Source organism: Spirulina sp. LEGE 11439, assembly GCF_059821285.1.
The window spans coordinates 1-19,512 of sequence record NZ_JCAMRX010000029.1 but is presented as its reverse complement, the minus strand read 5'-3'; the positions used below and the strand labels follow the sequence as shown (position 1 = coordinate 19,512).

General features: G+C 36.9%; 14 protein-coding genes and 1 pseudogene. All 15 read left to right on the top strand.

All coding sequences use genetic code 11. The features are described 5' to 3' along the window. Positions 1–58: 58 nt before the first annotated feature. On the top strand, positions 59–6,493 hold the full coding sequence (locus tag AC6RV6_RS18305; RefSeq protein WP_500242317.1) for an AAA family ATPase: 6,435 nt from the start codon (positions 59–61) through the stop codon (positions 6,491–6,493). A gap of 59 nt (positions 6,494–6,552) precedes the next feature. Further along, a complete protein-coding gene (locus AC6RV6_RS18300) occupies positions 6,553–7,911 on the top strand; it encodes a PQQ-dependent sugar dehydrogenase (RefSeq protein WP_500242316.1) in 1,359 nt (452 codons plus the stop codon). A 394-nt stretch (positions 7,912–8,305) separates the two neighbouring features. Next, the gene (locus AC6RV6_RS18295) at positions 8,306–9,163 is read left to right on the top strand and encodes an ABC transporter permease (protein WP_500242315.1); all 858 of its coding nucleotides are present in this window, start codon (positions 8,306–8,308) and stop codon (positions 9,161–9,163) included. Between the two features lie 33 nt (positions 9,164–9,196). Further along, the gene (locus AC6RV6_RS18290; protein ID WP_500242314.1) at positions 9,197–10,006 is read left to right on the top strand and encodes an ABC transporter permease; all 810 of its coding nucleotides are present in this window, start codon (positions 9,197–9,199) and stop codon (positions 10,004–10,006) included. Between the two features lie 5 nt (positions 10,007–10,011). Then, positions 10,012–11,070, top strand: coding sequence for a DUF6745 domain-containing protein (locus AC6RV6_RS18285; protein ID WP_500242313.1), 1,059 nt, complete (start codon positions 10,012–10,014; stop codon positions 11,068–11,070). A 120-nt stretch (positions 11,071–11,190) separates the two neighbouring features. Then, the gene (locus AC6RV6_RS18280; RefSeq protein WP_500242312.1) at positions 11,191–11,856 is read left to right on the top strand and encodes a PspA/IM30 family protein; all 666 of its coding nucleotides are present in this window, start codon (positions 11,191–11,193) and stop codon (positions 11,854–11,856) included. A 14-nt stretch (positions 11,857–11,870) separates the two neighbouring features. Beyond that, on the top strand, positions 11,871–12,623 hold the full coding sequence (sfsA, locus tag AC6RV6_RS18275; RefSeq protein WP_500242311.1) for a DNA/RNA nuclease SfsA: 753 nt from the start codon (positions 11,871–11,873) through the stop codon (positions 12,621–12,623). Positions 12,624–12,677: 54 nt separating this feature from the next. Next, a complete protein-coding gene (locus tag AC6RV6_RS18270; protein ID WP_500242310.1) occupies positions 12,678–13,367 on the top strand; it encodes a hypothetical protein in 690 nt (229 codons plus the stop codon). 44 nt (positions 13,368–13,411) lie between these two features. Next, positions 13,412–15,616, top strand: coding sequence for a phenylacetate--CoA ligase family protein (locus AC6RV6_RS18265; protein WP_500242309.1), 2,205 nt, complete (start codon positions 13,412–13,414; stop codon positions 15,614–15,616). A gap of 18 nt (positions 15,617–15,634) precedes the next feature. Further along, entirely contained in the window at positions 15,635–16,813 is a 1,179-nt protein-coding gene (locus tag AC6RV6_RS18260) for a glycosyltransferase family 2 protein (protein WP_500242308.1), read from the top strand. A 52-nt stretch (positions 16,814–16,865) separates the two neighbouring features. Then, positions 16,866–16,976, top strand: a complete 111-nt coding sequence (locus AC6RV6_RS18255; protein WP_500242307.1) for a delta-aminolevulinic acid dehydratase — start codon at positions 16,866–16,868, stop codon at positions 16,974–16,976. 41 nt (positions 16,977–17,017) lie between these two features. Continuing rightward, a complete protein-coding gene (locus tag AC6RV6_RS18250; protein WP_500242306.1) occupies positions 17,018–17,866 on the top strand; it encodes a glycosyltransferase family 2 protein in 849 nt (282 codons plus the stop codon). After that, entirely contained in the window at positions 17,866–18,483 is a 618-nt protein-coding gene (locus AC6RV6_RS18245; protein ID WP_500242305.1) for a molybdenum cofactor guanylyltransferase, read from the top strand. The genes AC6RV6_RS18250 and AC6RV6_RS18245 overlap by 1 nt, the downstream gene beginning before the upstream one ends. Before the next feature lie 380 nt (positions 18,484–18,863). Beyond that, on the top strand, positions 18,864–19,136 hold the full coding sequence (locus AC6RV6_RS18240; protein WP_500242304.1) for a DUF7219 family protein: 273 nt from the start codon (positions 18,864–18,866) through the stop codon (positions 19,134–19,136). A gap of 86 nt (positions 19,137–19,222) precedes the next feature. Further along, positions 19,223–19,512 (top strand): annotated as a pseudogene (locus tag AC6RV6_RS18235) (hypothetical protein); the annotation flags it as partial.

The window sequence follows — 19,512 nt, the reverse complement described above, 5'->3', positions numbered from 1 at the left end:
TCTCAATGGCTTGATTATTTTTTGTTAGTATTTTCTTATTCTTGCACCGATCGACGCCATGTTTGCCCTTAGCGGTTATCAGATTCTCTCTCCAATCTGCGAAACCAATCATTCCGAAATTTATCGGGGCATTCGCGACGTAGATAATCGACCGATTATTTTAAAGAAACTCAAGTCCGATTATCCTACTTCTCTTGCGATCGCTCGCTTTCAACAAGAGTACGATATTCTCAAAACCTTTGATAATGCAGGCATTATTAAAGTATATGAATTAGAAAATTATCGCGGTACTTTAGTTCTGATTTTAGATGATTTTGGTGGGCGATCGCTCAAAGAATTGATTAATCAAAATAATCTTTGGCAAAATAATTTAGAACGTTTTCTCAAACTGACGATCCAAATTGCAGAAATTTTAAGACGAGTTCACACTGCAAAAATTATTCATCGGGATATTAATCCAGCTAATCTTCTGTTTAATGTAGAAACTGAAGAGGTGAAACTCATTGATTTTGGGATTTCAACTCGTTTAGATCGAACCCAAGTATCCCCCGATACTGTCAAAACCCTTCAAGGGACGTTAGCTTATATTTCTCCCGAACAAACCGGACGCATGAATCGAATTTTAGATTATCGTACCGATTTTTATTCTCTGGGAATTACCTTATACGAAGTTCTAACCGGACAATTGCCTTTTTATAGCGATGATACTTTAGAGATAATCCATTATCATCTCGCCAAATCTCCACCTAATCTTCAATTTTCATACCCAGAAGTGATTGCTCGGATTATTATGAAGTTGATGGCAAAAAATGCGGAAGATCGCTATCAAAGTGCTTATGGATTAAAACTGGATTTAGAGCGATGCTTGCAAGAATGGCAGCGATCGCAAACGATTACTCCTTTTACTCTGGGAACGCGAGATATTAACGAAGAATTAATTATTCCTCAGAAATTATACGGAAGAGAACGAGAATTAGAATTTTTACTTGCTGCTTTTAATGATGTTGTTGAAGGGGGAATATCTTGTCAATTAATGTTTGTTTGTGGTGATTCTGGGATCGGAAAATCAGCCTTGGTGAGAGAACTTTATAAACCGATTACCAAGCGTCGTGGATACTTTATCGCAGGAAAATTTGACCAGCTTCAACGCAATATTCCTTATTTTGCGATCGCCAATGCCTTTCGTAATTTAATGCGCCAAATTTTAGCAGAAGATGACAATATTTTGTATCAATGGCGCGAACGATTGCAAGCAGCTTTAGGGCAGAATGGAAGCGTCATTATTGAGTTAATCCCTGAATTAGAGTCAATTGTAGGAGAGCAACCGGAAATTCCGAAATTAGATGCGATCGCATCGCAAAATCGCTTTAATCTCGTCTTTGGTAATTTCATTCGTGTTTTAGCATCTTCAGAGCGTCCTCTCGTTCTTTTCTTAGACGATCTACAATGGGTGGATTCTGCAAGTTTAACTTTAATTAAAATCATTCTCACTGAAATATCAATTACAGGTTTACTGCTCATTGGAGCTTATCGCAATAATGAAGTGAATGCGCTTCATCCTTTACAACTTGCTTTAGAAGAACTCAAAAATCATGATATTGCGATCGAGCAAATTATTTTATCCTCTTTGAAATTAGATACAATCATTTCTTTGTTGAGCGATACTTTAAGAAAAAAACATGAATCTGTTAAAACTTTAGCTGAACTGATCTTGCATAAAACCAACGGAAATCCTTTCTTTATCAACACATTTCTCAAAACTTTAGAACAAGAAAATTTACTAAAATTGCAAGTCAACTCATCTAATATTCAACCTCAATGGAGTTGGAATATCAAAACAATAGAAGCAACTGAGATAACGAATAATGTTGTCGATCTAATGATAAAAAAGATTTTCAAGTTACCTCAAACTACGCGCAAGCTATTACAATTTTCTGCCTGTATTGGGAATAATTTTAATTTGTCAATTTTGAGAGAAGTTTGTCAAGAATCTTCTCTCGATATTTGTTCTGCTTTGATTTCAGCCTTGCAAAAAGGATTTATTTTTTCTTTAGATCGAGATATCGATCTATTAACCAACGATCGCAGCCATCTAGATCGATTGGAAAATATTAATTTTAAATTTGTCCACGATCGCATTCAACAAGCAGCCTATACTTCAATTGCAGAAAATGAGAAAAAGATGATTCATTTGCAAATCGGCCGCTTTTTGCAAAAATCCAGAAAAGATCGAGACGAATATCTGTTTGATATTGTCAATCAACTAAATATGAGTATTTCTTTAATTGACAACGAACTCGAAAAAATAGAACTTGCTCAATTGAATATAAAAGCAGGAAAAAAAGCACTTAAATCAACGGCTTATGGAGTAGCTAAGGAGTATTTAGATGCAGGGAGATCGCTTCTTCCTGAAAATGCTTGGATAACCTATTACTCTTTAACTTTATCTCTCTATGAATTGTCAGCAGAAGTTGCTTATTTACAAGGTGATTTTGAGAAACAGCACAGTTTTACAGAACCAGTTATCCAAAATGCACGAAAAGTCTTAGATACAGTTAAAGTTTACGAACTGAGAACTCAATCACTCAACGCTCAAAACCGTCTTTTAGAAGCAATTGATAATGCGATCGAGATCATTCAAAAGCTAGGTATAAAATTAGCGAAAAATCCTAAAAAAATTGATATTTTATTCGGATTCATTAAAACCAAACTTATATTACTAAAGATTCAAGATTTTGAGAGATTTCCTATTGTTAAAGATCCATTTATTTTAGCTCAAATGCGAGTTTTATTAAGTCCAGGCTCTGCTGCTTATGTAGCTCTTCCCGATCTCGTTCCTTTATTGATTTTTAATTTACTAAAATTATCTATAAAATATGGTAATTCGCCACAATCAGTTTATGGGTATTCTGCTTATGGATTTATTTTATGTGGTGGGTTAGGAGATATTGAATCAGGTTATAAATTTGGCAAACTTGCTTGTCAATTATTAGATTCTTTAGGGTTTTCAGAATTGAAAGTAGGAACGAATTTTATTTTTTATTGTTTTGTTCAACATTGGAAAGAACATCTCAATCAAACCTTACAGCCTTTATTAAAATGCTATCAAGATGGATTAGAAACAGGAGATTTAGAATTTGCCGCTTGGTCGCTACAAACTCATGCTTATTATGGGTATTTTGTTGGGAAACGATTAACAGAAGTCCAAGAAAATATGGCAACTGGAATGGAAGAAATATTCCATCTTAAACAAGAACCTATTTTACAAATTCATCAAATTTATTATCAGAGTATTCTGAATTTACGAGATCGCCAAAGCAAAAATATCAACGAAATATTTTTTCAAGGTCTCTGTAGTTTGCAAGGAAAAATATATAATGAACAAGAAATGATTGCAGTCCATAAAAGATCAAATCAAAAAAGTCAGTTTTTTCACTTATATTTTAATAAAATTATTTTATGCTACTTATTTGGTGAATACGATCGCGCTATTGAGAATTCCGATCTTGCCAAAGAATATTTAGATAGCGTTATTGGTTTATTTGTGACTCCTCTTTTTCATTTTTATGATTCTCTTTCTCGACTGAGTAAAATTTTACAATATAAAAAGGCAGATCGAAATGGGCGCGAGCAGCATCGATATACGAATAAAATTAAACATAATCTCAATAAACTTAAGAAATGGTCGCATCATGCACCGCAAAATCATTTACATAAATTTTATTTAGTCCAAGCAGAGTATTTTCAACTGCGAGGAAGAACAGAAAAAGCAATGAATTTGTACGAACAAGCAATCCAAGGTGCTAAAGAGAATGGATATCTACAAGAAGAAGCCTTATGCTATGAACTAGCAGCCAAATTTTATCGCATCAGAGGCATGGAAACAATCGCTAAAACTTATATAAGAGAAGCTCGCGATCGCTATTTAGATTGGGGCGCGATCGCTAAAGTCAGTCATATAGAACAATCTTACTCTCAATATTTTACTCAACCCAATCCCGGAATCTTAGTAACGAATACTTCAACCTCCAGCGATCTCGATCTACTGAGTATTTTGAGAGCATCGCAGATGCTATCGAGTGAAATTGTTTTAGAAACATTACTGACTAAATTAATGCGTTTAACCATTGAAAATGCTGGAGCAGAACAAGGATCTCTGATTTTATCATCGACCTCAGAAGGCGATCTCAAAAAATGGAAAATTGTAGCATCAGGAAAGATGAATACGGACGAGTTTAAGGTGTTACCTTCAATTCCCTTAGAAACGGCAGATCTACCGCAAACTCTGATTACCTATGTTATTCGCAGTCAAGAAAATCTGGTATTACAAGACGCAACTCTCGAACAACAGTTTAAGCACGATCCTTATATTATTCAAAATCAACCCAAATCAGTTCTTTGTGTGCCTTTATTAAGCCGTGGAAAAATCATTGGAGTTCTTTATCTAGAAAATAATTTAGCGCCCGGAATCTTTACAGCAGAGCATGTAGAATTGTTGAAACTCCTTTCTTTACAAGCAGCAATTGCCCTAGAAAATGCTCAACTTTATACAGAAGTTAAAGACCGAGAGAACCAGTTAACTCAATTTTTAGATGCAATGCCCGTTGGGGTTGCTATTTTAGATTCTTTGGGGCATCCTTATTATGGCAATTCGCGTGCTATTGAATTACTCGGTCGCGGCGTTAGTCCGGAAATCGATCGGGAAGAAATTCCAGAATTTTATCGATGCTATTTAGCAGGAAGCGATCGTCTTTATCCTCTAGAAAAAATGCCAATTGTACGAGCATTAAAAGGGGAAAAAATAACCATTGATAATATGGAAATTCATCATTCCGATCGCACGATTCCTATTGAAGCATGGGGCGCACCAATTTACGATAAAAATGGTCAAATTATTTATGCGCTTGTCGTTTTTCAAGATATTACTCAACGCAAACAAGTTGAGAAAATTCTCGCCGATTATAATCAAACTTTAGAAAATCAAATCGCTAAACAAACGGAAAGTTTACGACAAAGTAAAGAGGCTGCAGAAACTGCAAATCGTGCTAAAAGTGCTTTTTTGGCAACAATGAGCCATGAATTAAGAACCCCTCTCAATGCAATTCTGGGTTTTAGCGAAATTCTCAGTGACGCAGAGAATTTACCTAATCGACAAAAAGAATATTTAACAATTATTAATCGCAGTGGTAATCATTTATTGACTTTGATTAATGATATTTTATCAATGTCTAAAATTGAAGCTGGACAAATAACGCTTAACCAGAAAGACATAGATATCTATGCTTTATTAGATTCAATTTTAGAAATGTTCTCTTTGAAAGCTGCAAACAAAGGAATAGAATTAAAATGCGACCGCGACAAAAATATTCCTCAATTTATTGTAACAGATGAGAGTAAACTACGTCAAATTTTAGTCAATTTATTGGGCAATGCAATTAAATTTACCGAACGTGGCAGCATAGTTTTAAGAATTAGTCACCAGTCAATCAGTAGCCATCAACAATCAACAACAACAAACAAAGTTCATTTTGAAATTGAAGATACTGGAGCAGGAATTGCTCGGGAAGAATGCGATCGCTTATTTGAGCCTTTCGTACAGACGCGCACGGGTCATTCTTCTTCAGAAGGAACGGGGTTAGGATTGCCCATCAGTCGTAAATTTGTTCGCTTAATGGGCGGTGATATCACTGTAAAAAGCGAGATCGATAAAGGATCTATTTTTACATTTGATATTTGTGTTGGTATTAGCGATAGAAATACCTCTTTAACAAAAGACAAAAGAACAATTAAAGGTTTAGCGATCAAGGACATTTCTTATCGTATCCTGATTGTTGAAGATGTTGCTGTGAATCGTAAATTACTGCGGAAAATTTTGCATTCAAAAGGATTTGAAGTTCAAGAAGCTAACAATGGCCAAGAAGCAATTACATTATGGCAATCGTGGCAACCTCATCTTATTTTTATGGATATTCAGATGCCGGAGATGGATGGTTATGAAGCAACTCGATTAATTCGAGAAAAAGAAAAGAAAAGAAAAGAAATAATTCCTCTTCTTCATCAAACTGCAAATTCTATTCCTATTATTGCACTGACTGCTCGTGCTTTTACAGAAGATCGAGAAGCCATTTTAGCTGCAGGATGTGACGATTTTATGAGCAAACCTTTTCGCCAAGAGAAATTATTTGAAATTCTTGGTAAGCATCTTGATATTCCTTATATTTATGACGAAAGATTTACCTCGCTTGAGCTTCCAGAACAAGACTTACCTAAAAATAATGAACTTAATGCAGAAAATTTAGAGATCCTCTCTAAAACATGGCGCGATCGCCTTCATAAGGCTAGCCTTCAATGCAGCGATTTTTTGGTCAATGAATTGATCGAACAAATTCCCTTAGAGCATTCTGCTATAAAAATAGCATTGCAAGATTTAGCAGAGAATTTTCGCTTTGATACAATAGCAGAATTGGCTCGAGAGAGTTTAGAAAAGCTATAAATTCAATATCTTTCCCTAGGGAGTCCAACTTTTATGCTAATTTTTATTCAGAATAGACTATGAATTTACAAAATCGATTGTTTAAATACTATAATCAAATGCTTTTGTTAGCGATCGCATTTCTAGTTCTGACAGCTTGCAGTCCTTCTAATTCCATCGAAAGCGATCGCAGCAAAACTGATGCTACTCTCGATCGAGAAATAGTGTCGCGATCGCCAGAAACTCTAATTCCGACCGTAATATTAATCCCTAAACCCATTCGCATTACTCTCGATCGTCTTCCTCATCCTTTTGCCACTCGCAGTGTTGCCAAATCTCCTCAAATCGTTCCTATTCCCGATAACCCCACTCTTAAAGTTCCTCAAGGATTTCAAGTTAATATTTTTTCCGATAATTTAGATCGGCCTCGATGGTTAACGTTAACTCCAGCAGGAGATATTTTAGTAACTGAAACCCGCAAAAATCGCATTCGTTTATTACAAGATAAAAATGGAGATGGAGTTGCAGAAAATCGAGAAATTTTTGCCAGTGCTGAAAATGCCTTAAATATCCCTTTTGGCATGGCATTTTCCAACAATTCTTTTTTCTTGGGGAATACCAATTCAGTTCGTAAATATCCTTATCGTATCGGACAAGAAAAACTCGAAGGACGAGGAGAAAAGATCGCTGATTTACCGGGAGGTGGATACAATCAACATTGGACTCGAAATATTATTATTTCTCCCGACCAAAACAAACTTTATGTCTCAATTGGTTCTCGTTCTAATATTAATAGTGAACCTTTACCTCGTGCTTCTGTTCAAGTCATGAATTTAGATGGATCGCAACAAAAAACTTTTGCCTTTGGATTGAGAAATCCCGTTGGCTTAGATTTTCATCCTATAACAAATGAGCTTTATACAACTGTAAATGAACGAGATGGAATGGGAAACAATCTCGTCCCAGACTATTTTACTCGCATTCGAGAAGGCGAGTTTTACGGCTGGCCTTATACTTATTTAAGCCCGACTTTACTCGATCCACGTCAGATGCAAAATAATCGCAGTAAAAATCCTGAATTAGCAGCAAAAACACTGACTCCAGATGTTTTATTTCGCTCTCATTCTGCGGCTTTAGGATTACAATTTTATGAGGGCGAAACATTTCCTAAAAAATATAAAAATGGTGCGTTTATTGCCTTTCGCGGCTCATGGAATCGCGATCGCGGAACGGGATATAAATTAGTTTTTGTTCCGTTTGACGAGACAGGACGACCAATTGGAGAATATGAAAATTTTCTAACGGGTTTTCTTCTCAATGCCGCTATTCCTTCTACTTGGGGAAGACCTGTAGGACTATTAGCATTACCTGATGGTAGTTTATTATTTACTGAAGAAGCAAACGGTAGAATCTATCGAATTCAATATTCTGGAAATTAACAAAAGAGGAAAAAAATTTAGAGCTTTTGCTTTCAAAGCCAAACATCATTTGAGGCTGTAAACTCCCGATCGCGAACTTTTTCAGTAATGATAATCATTCATTTGAGCAATGATTTTAGGCGACCAGCGATCGCTAAATTGAGAAAATTTATCGGAAAAATTAATTGGCTCGTATTTCATTGCAAAACTCCTGTTATGGGGAAATAGTTTAAAAATGGCTTTAGAGGCTTGGAAAACTTCCGAATTTGTTGTTTACTGGGAAGATGGCGGCTAATATACCAGATATCTTTACTCTTCGAGCTTGATAATTGGGCTTTATACAAAAAGCTGAAGGTTCTCATCGTAGAGTTTTCTGACTACACTATATACTGAAAAAAGCACTTTTTTTAAATCCATGCAAAAAACTTGGAAGAATCTGAAAACTTATCTTTTAGTAACACCACAAACTTTGGTTTTTTTTCTTTTTCTTATTTTCCCGATTCTGACTATCTTTGTGGTGAGTTTTTGGGAATTTAATAGCTATTCCATGACCCCTGCTTTTAAATTAGATAATTACTTGAATATTTTTACCTCTAAAGTTTATCTCGATACTTATTTAAATACTTTCAAGTTTGTCGCGATCGCTTGGTTCTTTTCTTTACTGATCGCCTATCCCGTTGCTTATTTTCTTGCTTTTCATATTAAAAGCCTACGCTTGCAAGTTATTCTCTTTGTTATTTGTACGATTCCTTTCTTTACTTCTAATATTATTCGCATGATTTCATGGATTCCTTTTTTAGGACGTGAAGGATTGCTCAATCAATTATTGTTAAATCTGGATTTGATTCAAGAGCCTATTGAAATATTCTTGTTTTCTGATTTTGCTGTAATTTTAGCTTTATTGCATCTCTATACACTTTTTATGATTGTGCCAATTTTCAATAGTTTAATTCGTATCGATCGCAATTTAATTACTGCTGCTGTCGATACAGGAGCTTCTAGCTTTCAAGTATTTAAAGAAGTTATTTTACCTCTCTCTGCTCCGGGGATTGCGATCGGTTCAATCTTTATTGTAACGTTAGTCATGGGAGAATTTACAACTGTTCGCTTAATGAGTGGCGGTCAATCTTCTTCAATTGGATATGCCATTCGCAATCAAATTGGCAGCTTGCAATATCCTTTTGCTGCAGCCAATGCTGTAATTTTATTAATTGTTACACTAACCCTAGTATTTGCAATTATGCGAACAGTGAATATTCGCAAAGAACTATAGTTCCTTTAATTAGAAAAATTTGGAGTTATTGATATGAAAAAATATCCTTTATCGTTTTATCTATTGGGTGGATTTTTTGCCCTATTTGTTCTCTTTCTCTACGGTCCCATGTTGGCAATTTTTCTCTTATCGCTGCAAGGAGAAGAAGGATCGTTAACGTTTCCCATGAAAGGATTTAGTTTTTACTGGATCGGTGCAGTATTTGGCGAACAGCGTATCGGCGAATTTATCACTCCTTTTTTACGCTCTTTTGTTTTAGGCTTAATTGTTATGATGCTATCTGTTGTATTTAGCGTTATGGCAGGTTTAGCATTTCGTCGTAAATTTCATGGATCGCGTTTTATTTTTTATTTAACAGTCACTAGCTTAATCGTTCCGAGTATTTTGATTTCTCTGGGGATTGGGATTGTTTTCAATCTTTTAGGCTTAGAGGTAGAATGGTACAGTTCTGCTCTAGGAGGACATTTGACTTGGACGCTACCTTTTGCCTTCCTCATTGTTGTTGGAATTTTTAATCGTTTTAATCCCGCTTATGAGGAAGCATCTCGAGATTTAGGCTCTAATGATTGGCAAACATTTTGGCAGATTATTTTGCCTTTAATTGCTCCGAGTTTGATAGGGGTAGCAATGATTAGTTTTACCCTCTCTTATGATGAATTTACGCGAACTTCTTTGATTTCAGGACAGAATAATACTCTCCCTTTAGAAATCTTTGGTATGACCACTAATGTAACATCTCCTGCTCTTTATGCTTTGGGAACAATTACAACAGTATTCTCATTATTCGCGATCGGCATTGCGATCGCTACTTTTAGCTTCTTTTCTCGCCAACAACAGGAATAATCAATATGAATTTACTCCAAACTATAGAAACTTGGAAAGATACTCTCAATGTTAGAGAACTCGATCTGATTCACGAATTGACACCAGAACAAGAAGCAAAAATCGCTTTATATCAAGAGAAATGGCGCAAAGTTTCTCTATCTGTAATCCCTTGCGATCGCGTCCAAATCAAAAGTACAATTCAAGCCACCTGCGATGCGTTAAAAAAACCTTTTCCCAATTTAATTTTTTGTGATAGTCCTGCCAGTCTTTCCTATTATTTACGACCCAAACAAAGAACGTGGAAATTTCGCTTATATATGTTGTGGGATCGACTGGAAAGACAATTACAGCGTCAAATTGCACAACATCTTTGGTTAAAGCTTTCTTTACATTATTTTAAAGAAACGGCTCGCTTTTGGGAATTAGTCACAACTGAACAAAAGATATTGCAAAAAACACCCAAACTCAGATTTATTAATTTGGGGAGTACCTTCGCCCGTGCCAGCTTATATGATTACTGTATTTCTGTCTTAAATTGCCGTCACAATTCAGAAACATGGATATTATTTCAATCCTTAGTTCAATCTTGTAGTTGGTTTGGAGGATATGAAAATACATTCTTAATTATCGATCGCCCACAACTTCTCTCTGTTGATGAAGAATATCGCTTACATGGAGAAGGAAAGCCCGCTGTTCAATTTAGTGATGGTCTAGCAATATATGCTTATCATGGTGTAAAATTACCCGAACGATATGGAAAACTTTTTCCTTCTCAATGGCAATCTCAATGGTTATTATCAGAGGACAATGTAGAACTCAGGCGAGTTTTATTACAAGGAATTGGTTATTCGAGGTTGTGTGTTGAATTGCAAGCAGAACAATTGGATGAGTGGCAGGAATATAGTTTATTAAGAATTCATTCAGCTATTGACATCGAACCTATTTATTTACTAAAAATGATTTGTCCGAGTACGGGTTATTGTCATTCGTTACGCGTTCCTCCTCAAATAAACTCTGCGAGAGCAGCGATCGCTTGGGTTAATTGGGATATCGATCCCGAAGAATTTTTTATACAAAGTTAAATTATTTTCACTCCTGCAAAATTTCTGGTTTCAATGACACGATCTCGACCTTGCGAAAACCTCGCGATCGCATTCTCTGCATTGCGATAAAATAAGGAAAATATTAAAATCGACAAAATCATGGAATTGTTCGATCGCTTCCTGCGCGTTGTGCGGTCAAATATAAATAGCTGGGTAAGTGCTACAGAAGATCCCGTTCTAATTTTAGAGAGGACGGTGGATGCGATGCAGCAAGAATTAGTCAAAATGCGCCAAGCTGTTGCTCTCGCGATCGCCACTCAGAAGCGCATGGAACGCAAAGTTGCACAAAATCGAGTTTCCGCCGAAGATTGGTATCGTCGCGCCCATATTGCCCTCATAAAAGGTGAAGAAGCGATCGCTCGAGAAGCTCTCAACCGTCGCAAAACTTATCAAGATAACGCTACTCTCCTTCATCGTCAAATCGAACAGCAAAACGAAATTACGATTAAACTCAAACAAGATTTGCGCCTGCTTGAAGACAAACTCGCTCGCGTTAAGGTACAAAAAGATATGTATCTCGCTCGAGCCACTTCAGCAGAAGCAACCCGTCGCCTACACGAACTCCTAGAAAAAGGAGTTGGAAAAAGTACCCTCAATCTTCTCGATCGTGTTGAAGAAAGAGTTCAAGATTTAGAAGCACGGGCAGAATTAGCGTCTCAACTGAATAATAATGCCCTTGAAGGACAATTCAAAAACTTAGAAACGTCTGAAGTTATAGAAGCTGAATTAACTCAACTCCGCCAGCAAATAACTAATAACCCATAACCCATAACAAAATAGTGACTTTAATTTATCAATATCCTCCTCTTAAATCTGGCATTCTCCTCAAGCGTTATAAACGGTTTTTAGCCGATATCGAACTCGAGTCTGGAGAGATTATTACCGCCCATTGTGCCAATACCGGTCCCATGATCGGACTCCATGCTCCCGGTAGCTCAGTCCAAGTTTCTCGCAGCAATAATCCTAAACGAAAATTGGCTTATACTTGGGAAATGATTTGTGTAAATTGCGAAACTCAACCCACTTGGGTAGGTGTCAATACAGCAATGCCCAATCGTATTATTAAACTCGCTTTAACACAAAAATTATTGCCAGAACTTGCAGATTATTACGATACAATTCGCTCGGAAGTTCCTTGCGGAATTGAAAAAAAGAGCCGCATTGATTTTCTCCTCAGCGATGGCAATACCGCTACCTATCTTGAAGTCAAAAGCGCAACATGGGAAGAAGGAAACATCGCTCTATTTCCCGATACTGTTACCACCAGAGGACAAAAACATCTGCGAGAATTAATGGGAGTGTTAGGGACAACAAAAGCAGGAATTTTATATTTTATTAACCGAGGAGACTGCGATCGCTTTGCTCCTGGGGATTATCGGGATCCAGTTTATGGAGAGTTGTTGCGAGAAGCGATCGCGAAAGGTGTAGAAGTATTTCCCTACCGCTTTGAAATTACCCCTCAAGGGATTTATTTTCGGGGTTTGGCAGAATTTTTGAGCCATCAACCTGCTAATGATGGCGAAACGGTGTAATATAAACCAAGGCAAAAGATGAATTTTTTCAGAATATCTTAAGGAAAGTTCTACATGATCCGAAAACTGAAAGGATTAGCGATCGTTCTGCTGCTAATATTTCCTGTAATCGGCTGCAATCGTCCGAGTTCCGAAGCAACAGAAACAAAAGTTAAAGCAAGTTCTCATCAAGCTAGTGCCAAATTAGTTGAGAATATTCTCACGAATCCTAATTTTCAAAAGCTACAAGGAAATGGAGTCTCTCTGTATTTGCCTCCCGGATACGAAGGAGGAGATCCGCAAAAAGATATTGAGGAAATAGCAGTTAATCTAGAGGAGGCAGGTTCGGAATATCAAAATCTGAGTAATGCACTCAGAGAAACAAAAGATTTAGTAACTTTAGTTGCTTTCGATACTCAAAATTCTCAGGATGGATTTGTCACCAATGTTAATGTAACTTCGCAAAACATGCCTCAAGGGACAAGTTTGGAGGAGTTTCAGCAAGCGATCGCTAACGATTTGATGGGAGTGGGTTATCAAATTCTAGAACAAGAAATTCACACACTACAAGAATGGCAAGCAGGGCGTATTATCGTAGAAATTGAAACAGTCAATACTCAAATTAAGCAATTAGTTTATACCATTGCCGATCGCAATATTTTTTGGATTATCACCTATTCTACACCAACAGCAGAATTTACCGATCGCCTTCAGGATTTTGAAGATAGTATTATTACTTTCAAAGTGACAAATAGAGATGAGTAGATTGATTGAAAATATAATGCGATCGCAATATTAGAAGATCAAAAATGGAAGATTTTCAAATTGAGAAACTATTAGCGATCGCAGTCAAACTTCCGGGCTATCAAAAGCGATTTCGAGAGGCAGGACTCTGCGATCGCAATCATAATATTATACCGGATTGGCGAGCAGCTTTTCAACAATTGCGCCCTTTAGAGAAGGAAGAAGTACGTCAAAATCCCAGTTTGTTTCTGGCAAATGCCTCGGATGTTGTTTATCGAGGAATAACAGGAGGAACTCGTGGGCAAAGTTTGGTTTATTTTGCTGGAGAAGCGTGGAATTCTGCCAGAATTGCCGCTAGACAAAAAACACTTTCTTGGTGGGGAATTGATGAAACTATTCCTATTCTTAATGTTGCGAGTCGTCTATTTCCAGTGCGATGGATGGATGGATCGTTAATTGGAAAAATCGACCGAGAATTTATCGAGTTATTCTTAAATCTACTAAAAGATCGATTTAGCGTCATTCGCGGATATCCAAGTCAACTCTGTGAAATTGCGGCTTATTTATCTCATCATAAGGTTCCGCAAGTTAAAGCAGTGATTTGCACGGGAGAATGTTTGTTTGAGTATCAAATTGCTTTATTAAAGTTGGTTTTTAATGCACCGATCATTAATGAGTATGGCTGCCAAGAAACAGGGATATCAGGGCTAATTTGTCCAGAACAAAGGATTTTGCATTTAGATGAAGAACGTTGTTTTTATGAAGTTATTGAGGGAGAGTTAGTTGCAACAGATCTATTTAACTTTACGATGCCTTTGATTCGCTACAAATGTGGCGATATATTAGAATTAAATCATGCAGATTGTTCCTGCGATCGCATAGGTTTAACGGCTAAAATCAAAGGGAGAGTTGAAGATAAAGTACAAACTTTAACAGGAAATCAATATACTGGAGAAATTGAATTACCGACCTTAAATAGGATTTTAAACTATCAAGTTCGACGAAGAAATAAGAAGCGAATTGAATTTTTGTTACAACCCATTCAACGCGATCGCTTTTCTCTCGACGATTTAAAAGATTGGACAGATCGTACCTTTGGAGACATTGAAGCACAAGTTTATATTCGATCGCGAGATATTATTGAAACAAAGTATAAATTTTGTAGCGATCGCGAATGGATTGCAATAATCCGCGATCGTCCTTGGGATGAATGGCTTAATTTTCCTCAATTTCCAATTGGAGAAGCCAAGAAAATCGCCAATTTACTTTATGAATTAATTAATCCTCGCCTCATTCTTTATTCAGGAATTGCACCATCAACTCAAGAATTAATCAATGATATCTTGAATTCGCCTCCCTGTCAAGATATAGAAGTTGAAAAAATAACCGCACGAATATTGTTATTTTCTTGTTCTTTCCTAGCAAAAGATTCTCAAGTTTTTTTAATTTATCAACATGCGAAAAAACGTTTACGAATAGCTCTTAATCGAGAAAAGAATTTAGATGATTCCTTCCTCCTCGATCTGCTAATTCCTAGCTTGTATCTAGAGGAAGATTTTGCGCGATCGCTATGGGATAATTTCCCCTTTGAGTTGAAATACAATCGTATAATTCTCGATCGCTTCAGCAGCCAAAACCTGCTCTATAGTTTTGAACCTGCATGGCATTTAGCAAATCAAAATCAGAGTAAAATCTCCCAATCTCTGAAACCACTTTTATCTATCTTGATGGGAGATTTAGAGTTTTTCAGTTTTCGTTTTGATCTGAGTTTAATTGCTTATTGGATTAATTTAGTGCAAGGGACAGAAATTATTGATTTTGAAGACAAGCCAGTTAGCGATCGCTTTTTCACAGCGTGGTTGAAATGGCGCAAAGCAATGTTAGAAGATCGAGAAGAAATTGAACAATATTTTCATAACTTGCAATCTGTTGCTGAAACAAAAGCAGAAAAAGCGAGAATTTTCTTAGAACAAGGCTATTCTACTCTATTTCTCAAGCAAAAATTTAATGTGCGAGAATGGTTGCCAATCTTAAAAAAATATGCAGGATTGAAACATAGTAATCCCTCGGATTCTGCAATTGATTCAGCACCTTGGATTCCCATCTTGCGATCGCTTGCACAACCATTACTTGATGCAGGACAATCAGATTTAGCTTATCAATGTTTGCTCTTATCTGCACTTCCTTCTTCTCGTCAATCCGTCTTCGATCGCAGAACCCAAGAAGTTAATGAGAAACAGTCAATTATATGCGATCTAATGAATAGTTAAGATCGATCGGTTCTCAAAATGAAATGCGTTCACTTCACTGAAATCTCAAAACAAATAGCAATATTATCACCTCAGACAATTACTTATTGTCCGAGAAATAGTTTTATCGATCGCAATATTATTATCTCTAAATCTTCCTTTATTGCACCATTAATTCCTCAGTTTAAATTCCCATTAGAAACTGCAAAGGAGGAATGGTTAGAGAATATTGCTTGGATAGGGTCAAAAAATGCGATCGCACCCATTCTCTCTCAGTTGAAAACTCACAAATCTTGGCATTTTTTAAATGCGATCGCACTTCTAGAACAAAATAAGATTAAATTTTCTTGGGGTGCAATAACGCCTAAAATTGAACCGCAAATTAATAGCTCTCGATCTGCCTCTAAAATAACCAAAAACTCTACAGTTTTAGCTCTAATTCCTCATTATAATTGTCATCCTTGGTTGCATCGTTGTATTCAATCATTAGTCGATCAAACTCGACCTCCCGATCGTATTCTCGTCCTTGATGATTGTTCTCTCGATCCACCTCTAAAAATAACCGCGCAATTTCCGCAAGTGACCTTATTAAAATCTTCTGAAAATGTCGGTCCTTATCGTTTGATTCAACAAGCGATCGCAGATACAAATTATGACGCTTATTTATTCCAAGATGCTGATGACTGGTCTGCCAATATTCGCTTAGAAAGACTTTTGGTCGTTGCGGAAAAGACAGGTGCAGAATTAGTAGGAACGCAAGAATGGCGCGTTTATGAAGTAGAATCTAAAATAACTCCTGTTTGCTATCCTTTAGATGTTAACTTGGCTTTAAAGGAAAAACTCGGTCATCCTTTGATTCATCCCAGTAGTTTAGTTGCGCGAGATTTAGTCATGCGCGTGGGAGGATTTGCAACAGGATTAAGATTTGGAGGAGATACAGAATTTTTACTGCGATCGGTCTTTGCTGCAAAAATTGTGAATATTCCTGAATTTTGTTACTTTCGCAGAAAACGCCCTAATTCTCTTACGACCGCATTGAAAACAGGTTTGGAATCTCCTCAAAGAAAAGCACTTTTAAGGTCTTTAAAAGCGCGTGCAAGGGAAAATCTGGAGAAATTTCGAGTGGGAATGCAACCGGATCTAACTCCTTTAGCGATCGCCAAACCGATTAAATTACATTATATTGCAGGCGATCGCAACTGGACAACACCAGAATAATACTTATAATGAGAATAAAGATAATTTTGTCTACAATTTATATTTTCAAAAGATGACTTTTATTGATTCTCACTTTTGGCATGCTTGGGTCGATCGCTTCTGTACGGTTTTATTTATACTAACAGTTCTCTGGGCATTTTGGTTTGCTGCTAAAATGGATTAAAAAGATGCGAGATCGCATTCAATTCAACAAAAACAAAGCTCATGTTTGAGGTAATTATTCCAGTAAAAAATCGGAGCGAGATCGAACAATGTATTAACTCATTAGTTCCCCTAGAAAACCCTCAGCAAAATCAGATCGAACGAGTTATTATTTGTGATGGTGGCTCGAGCGATCGCGATTGTATTGACCTTTTACAAAAGTTGGAGAAATGGGAAAAAGTGGAAATTTTATCCTACCCTCTTCCTCAGTTTAATAAATCCTGTTTAATCAACCAAGGAATCTTACATTCCCATGCTGAATATTTACTGATCTCGGATGCAGATATTATTTGGAATGCCGCAACACTCAAGAATTTGCTGAATTGTGTTAAGTTACAAGAGAATGCGATCGCTTGCGTGCAAAATGTGGAAGAATCTCATCCCGATGCTGAGGTTTTAAGGCGCGATCGTTATACCTATGAAATTCAAGTTCAAAATAAGATTGCGTCTGTTAAAATTGTTCGCGAAAAAGCAAAAGATATTAAAAATCGTCCTGGTTGTGGTCTAATCTGTACGAGAAAAAGTATCTTAACTGCATTGGGAGGATATAAGGAAATCTTTCAAGGTTGGGGATGGGAAGATCGAGATTTATTGATGCGTGCGGAACTTTTAGGATTTGAGATTTGCTGGACGGGTCAAGTGACTCATCTCTCGCATTCGGATGATTTGCGCGATCGAGGCAAACGAGGTTCTATTATTAAAGCACGAAATTGTAATATTATGACCTCAATTCGCTCTTTAGGAAAAAGTTTGTCTGGGAATTTAGAAAGAGATGTAGGAAAAGACAGTCCCTATCAAAAAATTAAAACTGTACAGATTCCCCAACATTTGCTAAAAAATCATTTATCGTGATGTCAAAACAAATCTTTCTTAATGCTCTAATTTTAGCAGGCGGAAAAAGCTCGAGAATGGGACAAGATAAAGCTTTCCTGTTATTCGATAATATCCCCTTGCTTCAGAAAATCGATCGCATTGCCAAACAATGCTGCAATACAGTTTATATTCTCACGCCTTGGCCAGAAAGATATCGCGATCTCATACCCAGTGAGAGTCATTTTCTCTTAGAATCCCCTCATGGAGAAGGCTCTCTTTTTGCTTTTTGTCAAGGATTGCAACAAATTGAAACAACTCTTGATTGGCTTTTACTGTTAGCTTGCGATCTGCCTTTATTAGAAACTGAAATACTGTTAAATTGGTGTGAAAACTTACAGCAGATTTCATCGGAGATTTTAGCTTGCGTGCCGAAAAATAGCGATCGTTGGGAACCCCTATGTGGTTTTTATCGCCCTAAAATTTTACCCCACTTGGAAGATTTTATCGATCGCGGCGATCGTTCCTTTCAAAAGTTTCTCGGAACTGTTGCAGTCAAAGAGATAGTTTTAAGCGATCGCGAGAAAAAAATGCTCTGGAATTGCAATACTCCAAATGACTTCAAACAAATCAATAGCAAGCACTTCAATGCTTCTTGATAAAACTTAGGAGAATTGGCAAAAAAGTATAGTACATTAAAAACTATAGACCTATGATTAATATTTGGGAATGCCAAAATCTTTGATTTTCAACTCGATCGCGAAGATTATCAAACATTAGAAGCGATTTTTGACCGATCGCAAGACCTATTGCAAGCGATCTGCGATTGTGGGGACGAATACCGACGGTAGAGAGAAACAGCGATCGCAATATAACCCCGTTGTCAATGGCAGTAAAGATTGAGTAAATCGAGTTTAATCTATAATTAAGTTAATTTGTAAAATGAACTCGCAATCTCTGATTTTCTCAAGAAGCAATTTTCCCGCGATCGCTTCTAAAACTACAATAAAAAAGTAAATGCCATGAGGGTACTTAAAAGATGTCCGATTCAGATCAACCTAAATCTCCCAATAGAGATAGATTTCTTTTTCCCAGAGCCTCTTACCACGGTGACTTTACACCTCAAAATCTTGTTTTCAATGCCAATTTACAAGAGTTTGCCCAACGCGTTAACTATTTGTGCAATTTAGAAACCGCAGGGAAACTCTCCTCAGAAGAAGCCTATCAACAGATTAAAGGCTTGTGGAAAGACCTGAAAACTAGCCGCAAATCCTTGAAAATTAACGAACAACCCCCGCACCCAGAACCATAACTGCGATCGCGAACCCTCCCAACCTCAAAAAGTAATAAAACGCAAAAAAAGTAAAGAAATTGATATCTTCTTGAATTTGTGAACTCTTGAATATTGAAATTTCCACATTACCAACTGGATATCGCGCGATCGCAGGAAGCGAAGGCGATCGCACTTCTTTGCTCCAGTTTATGACATTAACCTATCGAGAACTGTTTCCCGAACAAGAGAGCTTTAGCCACCTGTCCCCAACCATCGATCGTTATTTTTCCCCGGAAACGCTCCTCTATTGGGTAATACCAGTCACCAGTCACCAGTCACCAGTCACCAGTCACCAGTCACCAGTCACCAGTCACCAGTCACCAGTCACCAGTCACCAGTCACCAGTCACCAGTCA